15 protein-coding genes are annotated in these 12,348 nt (G+C 34.9%); 11 read left to right on the forward strand and 4 right to left on the reverse strand.

All coding sequences use genetic code 11. The features are described 5' to 3' along the window. Position 1 precedes the first annotated feature (1 nt). From PQ511_RS22910 to PQ511_RS22945, 8 genes are all read left to right on the forward strand, one after another. Complete coding sequence (locus PQ511_RS22910) at positions 2-2,467, forward strand: Athe_2463 domain-containing protein (RefSeq protein WP_273854233.1); 2,466 nt, start codon at positions 2-4, stop codon at positions 2,465-2,467. 158 nt (positions 2,468-2,625) lie between these two features. Further along, a complete protein-coding gene (locus PQ511_RS22915) occupies positions 2,626-3,063 on the forward strand; it encodes a hypothetical protein (protein WP_273854234.1) in 438 nt (145 codons plus the stop codon). Positions 3,064-3,640: 577 nt separating this feature from the next. Continuing rightward, positions 3,641-4,717, forward strand: a complete 1,077-nt coding sequence (locus tag PQ511_RS22920; protein ID WP_273854235.1) for an MraY family glycosyltransferase — start codon at positions 3,641-3,643, stop codon at positions 4,715-4,717. A gap of 76 nt (positions 4,718-4,793) precedes the next feature. Further along, the gene (acpP, locus tag PQ511_RS22925) at positions 4,794-5,024 is read left to right on the forward strand and encodes an acyl carrier protein (RefSeq protein WP_273854236.1); all 231 of its coding nucleotides are present in this window, start codon (positions 4,794-4,796) and stop codon (positions 5,022-5,024) included. Between the two features lie 184 nt (positions 5,025-5,208). Continuing rightward, positions 5,209-5,400, forward strand: coding sequence for a preprotein translocase subunit SecE (gene secE, locus PQ511_RS22930; RefSeq protein ID WP_273854237.1), 192 nt, complete (start codon positions 5,209-5,211; stop codon positions 5,398-5,400). A gap of 47 nt (positions 5,401-5,447) precedes the next feature. Then, positions 5,448-6,731: a preprotein translocase subunit SecY gene (gene secY, locus PQ511_RS22935; RefSeq protein ID WP_273854238.1), complete on the forward strand. Its 1,284-nt coding sequence runs from the start codon at positions 5,448-5,450 to the stop codon at positions 6,729-6,731. Positions 6,732-6,833: 102 nt separating this feature from the next. Continuing rightward, complete coding sequence (locus tag PQ511_RS22940; RefSeq protein ID WP_273854239.1) at positions 6,834-7,742, forward strand: DNA methylase N-4/N-6; 909 nt, start codon at positions 6,834-6,836, stop codon at positions 7,740-7,742. A 246-nt stretch (positions 7,743-7,988) separates the two neighbouring features. Continuing rightward, positions 7,989-8,489: a hypothetical protein gene (locus tag PQ511_RS22945; RefSeq protein ID WP_273854240.1), complete on the forward strand. Its 501-nt coding sequence runs from the start codon at positions 7,989-7,991 to the stop codon at positions 8,487-8,489. A 253-nt stretch (positions 8,490-8,742) separates the two neighbouring features. Here the strand turns inward: PQ511_RS22945 and PQ511_RS22950 are convergent, their stop codons facing one another. After that, the gene (locus PQ511_RS22950; protein ID WP_273854241.1) at positions 8,743-9,030 is read right to left on the reverse strand and encodes a hypothetical protein; all 288 of its coding nucleotides are present in this window, start codon (positions 9,028-9,030) and stop codon (positions 8,743-8,745) included. Positions 9,031-9,140: 110 nt separating this feature from the next. On the opposite strand from PQ511_RS22950, the gene PQ511_RS22955 reads away from it, so the two are divergent. Both PQ511_RS22955 and PQ511_RS22960 read left to right on the forward strand, forming a co-directional pair. After that, positions 9,141-9,629 (forward strand): hypothetical protein, encoded by a 489-nt coding sequence (locus tag PQ511_RS22955; protein WP_273854242.1) that lies wholly within the window; start codon positions 9,141-9,143, stop codon positions 9,627-9,629. Between the two features lie 53 nt (positions 9,630-9,682). Next, positions 9,683-10,270: a hypothetical protein gene (locus PQ511_RS22960; RefSeq protein ID WP_273854243.1), complete on the forward strand. Its 588-nt coding sequence runs from the start codon at positions 9,683-9,685 to the stop codon at positions 10,268-10,270. Between the two features lie 24 nt (positions 10,271-10,294). On the opposite strand, the gene PQ511_RS22965 is transcribed toward PQ511_RS22960, so the two are convergent. The 3 genes from PQ511_RS22965 to PQ511_RS22975 form a co-directional block, all read right to left on the reverse strand. Then, positions 10,295-10,540 (reverse strand): hypothetical protein, encoded by a 246-nt coding sequence (locus PQ511_RS22965; RefSeq protein WP_273854244.1) that lies wholly within the window; start codon positions 10,538-10,540, stop codon positions 10,295-10,297. Positions 10,541-10,589: 49 nt separating this feature from the next. Next, a complete protein-coding gene (trxB, locus tag PQ511_RS22970) occupies positions 10,590-11,471 on the reverse strand; it encodes a thioredoxin-disulfide reductase (protein ID WP_420541754.1) in 882 nt (293 codons plus the stop codon). A 102-nt stretch (positions 11,472-11,573) separates the two neighbouring features. Beyond that, a complete protein-coding gene (locus tag PQ511_RS22975) occupies positions 11,574-12,038 on the reverse strand; it encodes a DUF3603 family protein (protein ID WP_273854245.1) in 465 nt (154 codons plus the stop codon). 110 nt (positions 12,039-12,148) lie between these two features. Here PQ511_RS22975 and PQ511_RS22980 point away from each other — a divergent pair. Further along, positions 12,149-12,348 (forward strand): helix-turn-helix domain-containing protein (locus PQ511_RS22980; RefSeq protein WP_273854246.1); only part of this gene is annotated, 200 nt, incomplete at its 3' end.

Here is a 12,348-nt window from a genome sequence, read left to right on the forward strand (position 1 = left end):
GATGAGAAAAATTGTGTATTTTGGATTTGTTACGGTGATGACAGTTCTTTTATCTCCACAGCTTATTTCTAAAGCTGATAACTCTACTGATTCCCTAAGTAAGTTAATTTCTTGTAATCCGTCCTTAGCCGAAACAGATTATTATAGAATCGAAAATAATTGGCAAGATCATCTTTCCAAAATGAATATGCCTGCAAGTATTACCGTCAGTAGCAAAACATTAAAAGCTAACAAACAACAGTTTTTGAATCACTGTGAAATTGTTTACGGTACACCCTATGACGTTAATTCAGCAAGTAGTAAACAACAGCAATGGAAATATGACATGAACGGTGAATTACAACCAGTGTACTCAGGTTTTACTGAAAATGGAGTATTATATAATAACTGGAGGTTCCCTGATACATACGATTACGAGACTTGGACTAAAGATGCTGATTGGACGTATCGACCATGGGACACAAGTACGGATACATACGCCAGTCAAGTAGCTCAGTATAAAGGTAGTCGCCCAGAATATGAAACTCCACCGCCACGATCAACTAGTTATGCTTCTCCAAGTTATCCGGGCTTTTCACGTATTGATGAATTAAATAGAGCAGTTGACCGTTTTTATGTGAAACATAATGCTTCTGGGAGCAGCAATCCGCGAGGTTATTTCACCCTAGCACCTAATACTCAAGAAGGTGTTACATTAACCGGAAACAATTTAAACAATTATGCTAGCGTATATCTATTTCCAACTAAATATTCACCAGGTATATTTACGATGTATTCTCATGCGCCTGATGGTATTTATCGCTACACAGATTACACCATCCCAGCTCATAAAAACCCCATGTTAGATAGGGATTTAGCAATTGATCCTTCCTATTTTGTAATCAATCCAAATGACCCTAAACATACAAATACACCAATTAACTCTATAAAGGTCAAAGTATTAAATAAAGGAATGACCACTGAGGAAGATGTTGAGTTGCATTATGGCTTTAATGGAACCGAATATTGTACTACCTTTGATATTAGTGAGTATAGTGCTTCAAAGATTATTACTTTAACAACTGGTCAAAAATCTTGTAACGATACTTCCAACACGGAACCTCTCAAGTATCATAAAACAAACAAAAGAACATCCAACGTTCCATTTAAAGCGGAAATTAATCCTACTAACTCTAATCCTATCGATGAGACTAACACTACAAACAACTCTGGACAATGGAATGTAAAAGTTAATAATCCTAATGCCAAAATTACTGTAAAGGCAAACGACAAAGATAATATTGAAGTACAAATACACAATCATATGATCAAAAAAGTCAATTCTACATGCCCTACTAGTAGTTCTAGTTATGAAATTTGTTTAGGTAGTGGTAATCCTACTCAAGCAAGAGTGAAAGTTTACGACACAAAATGGACCTCAACCACTTCGGATGATCAACTTGTCTATAATGAACCGTTAAGCTTCACTAATTTATCTGCTAACGATCCATATAGCGGCTATAAAACTATCGAACTATCGACGGATATAAAAAACAAATTAGGAACTAGTATTACTGATCCTCAAAGGTTTATTAAATATAGAGTCGAAACAACTCTCCCATACTATAAAGGAGAGGTAGACTTCAATGGTAATAGCATGTACTCAGACAATCAAGATGACGACTTCTTTGTAGTTAAGCCGCCACTATTATCATTTGATACCTGTAGAGATGCGCCATCTACTTATGATGTAATTACATCGGGTACTAGTGACCTTCATAAGATGTGTATCGGTAAGTATCCAAAATTCCCTTCAACCTATGCTGAAGGTGGTATGGGGACATACTTCTTTGCAAAATATCGATTTTTCCCGCTTCCAATGCCTAAATACAATATAGACAACTTAGGGAACGACGAACAAAGCTTAACCTTAACAGAAGATAATAATTCGATAGATGAGCACGAATCGTTCTTATTCTATCCTACCAGCTCTAAGAAAACTTCTAGTCCAACACACAATATGAAAGATCTTCCTGGTCCTTATATAGATGATGGACACTATACTTATCGTGGTAGAATGTTCCCTACATCAGCATCCTTTAACTTTGAAATTCAATCAATTAACACAAAAGAAGATGGAACTGAAATACCTTCTACTGTGGCGATAGGTCAAGTTAGTTATTCAATCCCTAGTAGTTGTTATGATCAAGCTTATCTTGATATCGAGCACAAAAAAGGTTGTGATGAAATCACATTCTTCCTACCGAACACTCAAGAAAATATGCAGGAACGACCTGAAGATTATACCAGTGACAGTATAAACTATAGAACAGATCAAATTACCGATACAAAGATACCATTCTTAAACTCTGGCAAACACACCTTCGAATTAAAAGCGTATGAAAGACAAGAATATCGCTACCAACATTGGACAGACAATGACGTATGGTCTACTCCTCAATGGTATGGGGTTCAAATAGAAAAATAAAAGGAAGGGATCTCCCTTTCTTTTATTTATTTCTAATCATATGTAAAGGAAATTAGGCATTTCCACCAAACAAAATCCATATACAAAAACATTACATATTTTTATAAATACTATATATATCGTTTATAATCCAAATGGTTTCATAAAGGGGGTGTAGTATGTCTGACTTTATCTCGGGTAATTTTGGCACCATTTTACTATTTGTACTTGGCTTTATTATTTTCACATTCTTACTAAAAGTCGCATTTAGAGTCGCTCTTGTTTTGGGGCTAATTGCCATCATTTTAATTTTTGTTTTTGACTTTTCACCTAAAGAGGTATTCACCATGGGGAAAGACGTCGGCGAATATACTTTGAATGAAGCAAATGAATTATATACTAAATCGATAGAGCCTATTTTAGAAAAGGAAATCCAAAGCGCTACATATACAGTCAATGAACAAGGCGACTATACTATCACGTCTACTAATTTAAAGATTGTAGGAAAGCAACAGGAAGATGTTGCGACAGTTATATATAAGGAAAAGGAATATGAAATTAGCGTTCAATTATTAAATACATTCCTTGAAGAAAACAACTCTATTCCAGCTGTTTAGAAAAAGGCAGAATTTTTTAGAAAGGAGATATGCAAATGTATAATCCGATTAGAAAAATCCCGCAACGCTTTCTCGTTATCTTTTTTTTCCCAATACTGTTCTTTCTTTTCTTGCTAGAAGAAAAAAATTGGGAAGGATTTAAAAAATCTTGGGTTGAAGTTTGGAACAATGATTAGGCATATCACGAGCACCCAAGCAATTCAAAAAAAGCGGAGGAATTCACACTTCCTCCGCTTTTTTGTGTGTTATTTTCACTGACAAATATGTTGCTTTTTGCCTTGAGAATTTAATTGTTTTTTTCGATTTTGTACTCGAAAACCGAACCCGATACTAATAAAGTGGACTTTTTTATGTGTAATGAAAGATTTGTTCGTTAAGTCTGCGCTATCACTTTTAGTTTCGATATTCCTAAAACAGGACTTCTTCAGTTTTATTAACAAAACTTTATAAGTGAAGTAAGTTAAATCATTTATAAAGTGATCGGTTTTTTATTAAATTGACGGAAGTGAAATATCCATATAATCCCCTTTATGATCTCAAATGAAATCATTTAAAATTTTTAGAGGTTAGGTGAAATATGAATGAATACATAGTAGGCTTGTCTTTAGCCATTTTAGTAAGTGTAATCTTAACACCCTTAGTAAAAATACTCGCTCTTAAAGCGGGAATAGTTGATAATCCAAACAAACGCAGAGTTCACAAGATCCCTACCCCTCGTCTCGGAGGGTTCGCTATATATATCAGCTTCATTACGACTTATTTGTTAGTCGAAATCATTTTCGATCCTATAACAAGTAATATTGTAATGGGTTTACTTATCGGAAGCACTATTGTAGTTCTAACTGGAATTATAGACGACGTGGTTCAACTTACTCCCATTCTAAAACTATTAGGACAAATAATTGGCGCTGTTGTATTAATAAGCTTTGATATAAAAATAGAGTCAATCCACATTCCGTTTTACGAAGGGCAATTCCAACTGCACTATTTCAGCATCCCTATTACTATTCTATGGGTAGTCGGTATAACGAATGCAATAAACTTAATCGATGGTATGGATGGTTTGGCTGCAGGAGTAAGTGGTATCGCTTCCTTCTCTCTCTTCCTCGTTTCTTTACTGATGGGGAATTCGATCGTATCTTTAGTTGCGTTAATTTTGTTTGGTTCAGTATTGGGATTTTTGAGATACAACTTTCACCCTGCTAAGATATTTATGGGGGACACAGGTTCTTTGTTTTTAGGTTTCTGTCTTGCAACGTTATCACTTTTGGAGCTTAAACAAGTTACGGTTTTATCTTTCTTAGTCCCTATTTTGATTTTGGGAATACCTATATCAGATACTCTTTACGCTATATTAAGGAGAAAGATCGCAGGAGAACCAATTTCACAGCCAGACAAGAAACACCTACACCATCGCTTATTAGAAATCGGCTTTAATCAAAAGCAAACAGTATTTATTATATACGGTTTAAGTATGATATTTGCGCTATTAGCTGTCATACTTACAAAGTTGGCATTGTGGGTATCCGTTATTGTTTTAATACTTTACCTGTTAGTTTTTCAAGTAATCGCTGAAGTCTTGGGTATGTTGTCTGATACACACAAGCCATTAATAAAGTTTTGGAATTGGATAAAAAGTTTCATTTTTAAATAAATGTATTTAATATAACCTTTCTTTTTAAAATTTTAGCGGTTATACTTCAAAAGAAATTATTTTAGGAGGAATTAATTTGGCAAATACATTAGATACTATTAAAAAGGTAATTGTAGATAGGCTTGGCGTATCTGAAGATGAAGTAAAACCTGAAGCTTCATTCAAAGATGATCTAGGAGCGGATTCTCTAGATGTAGTGGAATTGGTAATGGAGCTAGAAGATGAATTTGATACTGAAATTGCTGACGAAGATGCAGAGAAAATGGCAACAGTTGGCGACGTTATTAACTATATCGAAAGTAAATAATCAATTTATTGAATACTAATAGAACGCGTCCGGTTCAATGGCAGACTTGCCAAACCGAGCGCGTTTTATTTTACACCAATATTCTGTTAGCAACTATTCAGTTGAATAAGCTTTTCCTCACAAATTTTTATGCGTAGAAAGGGTTTTTTAACTTATCTCACCATTTCCTATTGAGGTGAATAACATGATTAGAAAACCTATCTTATTTTTGAATAATGTAAGAGCTGAATTGAAAAAAGTTAGATGGACTACAAAACAAGAACTTGTTTCGTACGCTCTAACAGTTGGACTCACTGTACTAGTCATGACATTGTTTTTCGCTTTTAGTGATTATGTGATTTCGAATTCAATTCGCTATATGCTGAAATGGTTTTAATGAGTCGCTATCGCGGCTTTTTTACGCTTTAGAAGGAGTGATATCAAATGATTTCTCAAAATCAATCTGGGAATTTAAAGAAGAAGATTATTTTTACCCTGAGTTTATTGTTTCTATATCGAATTGGTAGTTTCATCCCCGTCCCCGGTGTTGATAGTCAAGTTTTGAAATCTTCACTAGGGAATAGTGATTTATTCGGTTTTATGAACACTTTTTCCGGAGGATCGCTTCAAAACTTTTCGATCTTCGCAGTAGGTATCATGCCTTACATTACAGCTTCTATAATCATTCAACTTCTTCAAATTAATCTCTCCCCTGCTTTAAAAGAACTTTCTGAGCAAGGAGCGAAAGGGCAAGAAAAGATCAAAAACATAACCAGAATTGGCGCCCTAGGTATAGCCTTGATTCAGTCTATCGCGTTATCGCTTGGGTTTAACAATATGTTTCCTGGACTTATACCTGATCCTTCTTTAGGGACATATGCGCTAATCGCTGTTACTTTGACAGTAGGAACCGGTATTTTATTAGTTATGGGGGAGCTAATTACAAATAAAGGACTAGGTAATGGTATTTCAGTCATTATATTCTCTGGTATTCTAGCAGGATTCCCTAATGCGTTACAGCAATTTTATTCTCTTGAGTTCCAAAATTTAAGTGATGGTACGTTCTATCCAATAGCAAAATTAATCATTATCGCACTTGTAGTAGTTCTAATGACTCTCGTTATTATCTACATCCAAGAATCATACCGTAGAATACCTATCCATTATTCTAAGCGTAGTACAGTGGATATATTTTCAACTGCTGAAGCGACTTTCATTCCCATCAAAATCAATACTGCAGGTGTTATTCCGGTTATTTTCGCTGTCGCTATTATGATGGCTCCGGTTACCATAGCACGTTTTTTTCCACAGAACACTATAGCAATTTGGGTTACAAACAATCTTAATTACACTCAACCAATTGGTATGACGATTTATTCGATTTTGATTATGGCTTTTGCTTATTTTTATGCTTTTGTTCAAGTGAATCCTAAAAAGATGGCAGATGACATGCAAAAGAACTCTGGATATGTACCTGGGGTACGTCCTGGAGAAAAGACCAAAATTTATATCACTCATGTATTGAAACATATAACATTTGTTGGCGCTCTCTTTTTAACAGCTGTTTCAATACTTCCTTTAATCATTACATTGCTCTCGTCCATGCCTCAACAACTCATGATTGGCGGACCAACTTTGATAATTGTAGTAGGAGTAGCTTTAGATATATCTAAACATATCAAACAACATAAGGTGAAGCGAGGTTACAAAGGCTTTATGAATTTCTAATACAGGCATTTGCCTGTATTTTTTTGTGTTTTTTTATTTTGCTTTTAGTATTCATGCTACTATGTTAAAAACTATCAGCACATTCCTAAGGAGGAAACATTTATGAACAGCAGTATTATGAATTTCCCAAACAGAGGCAAATACGGAAACAATCGTTATCCTGGTAATTGTAGCGGCTATGTAATTCTAGAACTTCTCAAACACTATCAACCAAAGAAATTTGTTGAAGTCTTTGCTGGAGGAGGCACTGGAGTAGATGTAGCACAATCACTTGGAATGGACAACAGCCTACATCTAGATTTAAACCCTAAATACGGAGGATGGAACGCTCTCAAAGACGATATGCCTGTAGGAAGTGATTTTGTGTTTTCTCACCCTGCCTACCACGATATCATCGCATATTCTGGGAACGCATGGGGAAACGAGCCTCATCCTGATGATCTCAGTCGATGCGCGTCTTATGAAGAATTCGTTAAAAAACTTGATCACATTAACGCAAAAATTTACTCAAGTCTTCGTAATGGCGGCAAGCATGCAATACTAGTTGGAGATGTTCGTAGAAAAGGTGATTACTTCTCTATTATCAAAGATATGAACTGGATCGGAAAAGTTGAATCGCATATTATAAAAACCCAACACAACACTTCAACAGCAAATAAATCTTATGGAAACAATAAATTAATCCGGATTGATCACGAACACCTACTTGTATTTAAAAAGAATGATGTGTGGTCTATTCCTGTAGCTGTAACTAGGAAAGTAGAACAAAATATGAAAGATTCTACTCTACCTTCTTGGAGAGATATTGTTCAAACCGCGATGGAGGATCTTGGCGGTAAAGCAAATCTACATGAACTCTACCATGTCATTGGCGATACTAAAAAGGCAAAGAAAAATCAACATTGGCAAGCCAAAGTCCGTCAAACGCTTCAACTAAGTGACGAATTTCATCCCATCAGAAGAGGTTTTTGGGGTCTAACCTTTAGTAAAAACATTAAAACAGCCATTTAATTAATATAAAGAGTGCCTAGCACTCTTTTTTAAAGCTTTTTTCGTGAATTTTTGTCACTAAAATATATAATTTAAACACTTGATTAAATTATTCCCAAAAAGACTTATTCCTATAGGCATAAGTCTTTTTGTATTGGAAAGGTCAACTTTTGTGGAAAGAATCTTTTTGAATACCACCGAGAGGAAATAATTGTTTTTCTATACATAGAGTTTTAGCATCGACAGACTAAGGGGGATAAAATAACCGTGAAGACATTATATGTGACTCTGTGTATTATTGGTTTGGCAATTACAATCAATTTCTCTCTTTCTTTTTACGCTTCAAGCGGTAAGGAACTAGATAATGAAATTATGGAAAATGACTATGTTGTTTCTAATAAAGGTGACTATAGGATTGTCACAGATATCAAAGATGAGCACTCGAAAGCGGTCGGGATACCAACCTATTACCAAATATCTTTCAGAACAGGAGATGTTCTATTTGAAGCAGCTCCTACTAACGTTGAAAATATGCAAAAAGTAAGTAACAAAGAATATGTCTTCAATGGTTTTATCAATTCAAATACCATTTTAATTACGAAACGTGATGTTTTCCATAACATTGTAACCCCACTTTACTTCCACATCGAAAGTGGGACAGAGATATCTTTGCCTCTTGATGGAGAAAATGTAAATTTACGAGTATTAAACCTAAACCTAGACTCTCAGGAGATATACATCGAATTCACTGATCGTGAAGACGCCTAAATTAATATACAAAAAAGGTTGAGACCTATATTTAGGCTTCAACCTTTTTCATTTTATTTCAATGGGAGTTCAAGAATAATTCATTATTAGTTTGATCCATCCAAATAGTGAAATCCACAGAATACCACTAAACAAAAGACCCCAAAACATCCCTACTGCAAAGTTGCCCTCATGTTCCATTCCAAACACCTCGGTATTGTTATTTCTCTTAAGTTGTTTATTGAAAATAAAAAGACCTCCTGCTGAGGTCGTTTTAAATAACTTTCCTTTGTCTTTCTTGGACAATTGCCATCGTTTCGTCTCTAATCCTCTCTTTGAGAGGTTTAGACCATAAGCTGTTAATGCTTTCGTAAATTTCTGTTTTTAAATTATATACTGATACCCCTTGGACATGCCATTCTACTTCGCCTAATTTACGCCTTAGAGTGATTTGTTGCTGGGCATAGATTTTAGGTTCCTTCGAGTTTGTGTATCTAATTTCCATTCTTTCCACATCATGTTCAATGATATGTGAGCCAATGTAAACATCCTCAAACCTCATCTGGACACCACCCTCTTGGTCGTTACTTTAATATATGAGTATTGAGCGGGGGTATTACAGATTTTTTATCAATTAGATATAGAGCAAATATAACTAAAGAAGGTGAACAAATGAATATACGAGCAAAAATTTATCAAGAACATTATTATGTAGAAACACCCATGAGAATTATTAAAGAAACTGATGAACACTTTTTCGCAGTTAGAGATCTGAATTATTTGTGGCTCAATTCAATCGATAAATTAGATTGGTTGGAAAAAATCCAAATTGATTCGTACGATATGCGAGTTTATCATTATGCCCCCATTAACAGTATGGACAAAGTTCTTAGAAAAGATGCTTGGATTTTAGAATTTCCCATACTACTAGAAGACCTTCCCCATTTTAATATGATCACATTATTTTTCGACTGGATTATAGATGAATCTACATTCTCAGACGTAAGTCAACGCTGTGAATACGCTGTCAAAAGTATAGGTCCCTTAATTCCTAAACCTCTCATCAGAAGAATGATCGACTTCCTTTTAGGACAAGATTTTATGAAAAGGTCGCGAGTCCGCCTGATGCACTCACAAATGCTAGCAGAATATATTATTTAATTGTTTTTTTGAATTTATATGATACTATTTTTAAAAAACAAGGAGTGGTTTAGTTGAAAACAATCAAACCTAACGATTACTACGAAATGGAAGATGCAGAAAGGGAATCTGTGATTAACGAAATTCGAACTGATATTACATCTTCTGATTCAAAAATCATGAAAAGGATGCTTGGTATCGCTAATAGGTATGTTAAAAGATATCACTCTGATTTCTTCGTACACGACATTCACACTTTGAGCAACTACTCGGGAAGAGTTATGTGGTATGTACACGATTGCGGCACTCATATAGTAAAACTAGACTCTTCTTTCAAAGAAACCATGGAACTAGAAAAAGTTAATTTAGAAGCTGTTAAAGCTAACTATGGAGATGTCCATAAGGAAAACAAAGAACATCATGCTTACATTGTGGATATTTCAAAAGGTAAAATTGAAAAACTCTCTACTATCACTAAGCTTAACTTCACTTACACATACGAAACCAAGGAAGAGGTATTGCAAAAATTAATTCAAGAATACGATAGCCAAGAATTCTTCGAGATTATGAACTCTTTTAAGAATGAAAAGAAAAGGTTAAAAACCGAAAAAGATATAGAAGATTTTGTAACAGAACAAAGAGACATTAAAAAAGCTGTATAAAAAAAGCACCCCTGGGTGCTTTTTCTATTTGAAGCGTTCGACCAATTTTTGAATATATAACATTAATCCTTCTGACGTAGTAGTAATGATTAAGTCGCCTTCGATATTTTCCAAACAAAAATACTCTGTTCCGAATAATCCAAAAAAACCATTTTCATAAAGGACTAACTGATTAAGTTCCTTTTTTAAATAATGTAATTTCATTTCGAATTCTTCATCTGAGTCCATAATAATTAATTTATTCGCATTCCGACTCGTTTTTAATTTCATTTTATCCACCTTCTTTCTTCGAAACATTAACCTCTAATTTTTTAAACAATCACTGTTCATTAATTTTCTCTATATAGCTCTGTGCTGACTGTGCAGCGATACTTCCATCCCCTGTAGCGGTAACGATTTGTCTAAGTTCTTTATCACGAGAATCTCCAGCTACGAAAACGCCATCTAACTTTGTTCCCATTCCTTCATCTGAAATTAGGTAACCTTTTTCATTAGTGATCGGTAGGTTTTTAAAAGGTTTGGTTAACGGATCCATACCTATATATACAAATACACCATCGGCACTAATTTCTGATTCTTCTTTCGTTAAAGTATCTTGAAGGACAATTGAGGTTACCTTGGAATCACCTTTGATTTCTTTCACTTCTTTGTTCCATATGAATCCCATTTTTTCGTTTTTGAAAGCTCGGTTTTGAAGGATTTTTTGTGCCTTCAGTTTATCTCTTCTATGTATTAAGGTAACTTTTTTAGCGAAACGGGTTAAAAAAGCACCTTCTTCTACAGCGGAGTCTCCTCCCCCTACCACTATTACTTCTTTGTTTTTAAAGAATGCCCCATCACATACAGCGCAATAGCTGACACCTCTACCTCCAAATTCCTTTTCACCAGGTACTTCTAGATTTCGATAAGAAGCGCCTGTTGCGATAATAACTGTTTTTGTTTTAAACTTTTCTCCCTTATTAGTTAATACGATTTTGTATAAACCTTCTTCTTTTATTCCTGTTACCTCTGCTATTTTATATTGAGCACCAAATTTAAGGCTGTGATCATACATTTTTTGAGAAAGTTCTGGTCCGGTAATGTGGTCAAATCCAGGGAAGTTTTCAACGTCCTCTGTATTTGCCATTTGCCCTCCTGGTAAACCTTTTTCTATCATTAAAGTAGTTAGATTAGCTCTTGAAGAATAGAGAGCTGCAGTCATACCTGCTGGTCCTGCCCCTACAATTACAACGTCATAAATTGTATCTTCCAATAAAATCAGCTCCTTCCAAGCTTTGTCTTTTTAACACCTTCTACTCAATTGTCAAACAGAATTGGAACCCATACTAACTCTCTTGCTAGTAATTTCGCTTAATAAGTTGTTATGACTTTCGCTCCAGTTTCCCAATTCTTTTCTGAACAATTCTATTACTCCATCTAATGTATATTCAGAAAAATCACAGATGTTTTCTTTTTTCAATTCCCCGTACCAATATATAATTTCGTTGCGATTCCCCTTTTCAAAAATACCATTCATTACTTTTGTCAGTTCTCTCTTTTTCTCCTTTTCCTTCCTTACTAAGATTTGTTTAGTTTCTCTCTTATCAGCTTTTCTGCCTTTCAAATCGAATCGCCATGGCTCCTGATCATTAGTTTTATTAAGTATTTCGGTTTGCTGCGATATCCAAACCCTACTCTTGTTAATTGCCACTTCTGTTTCTAATGCGTCAATAACCATACACCTTATGCCATCGGTTGCAACAAAACAATATTTAACAACAATCAGCAAGAATTCCCCTTCAAAATCTTCGATTTAGTGGGGGATGAATTGCTCGCACTTAAGTGGAAATAAGAACGTATGTTTGATATAATGGTGGTAGTATATGGAGGTGATGGTAGGTGTCTACAGTGTTGAACTATTTATTTGAGATCTTCCCGACAGAAGAACAGTCAAATACCCTACATAGATGGATAGACATCTGCCGACTACAGTACAATTCTGCCCTCTTGGATAAAGAAAGATATTATGGGAGAACAGGCAAAGGCTACACGAAAGCTCAGCTTCAAAAACAGTTAACGCTCGATAAAAAGAATCATCC

The sequence above is a fragment of the Guptibacillus spartinae genome (genome assembly GCF_028610625.1).
GTDB lineage: Bacteria > Bacillota > Bacilli > Bacillales > Guptibacillaceae > Guptibacillus > Guptibacillus spartinae.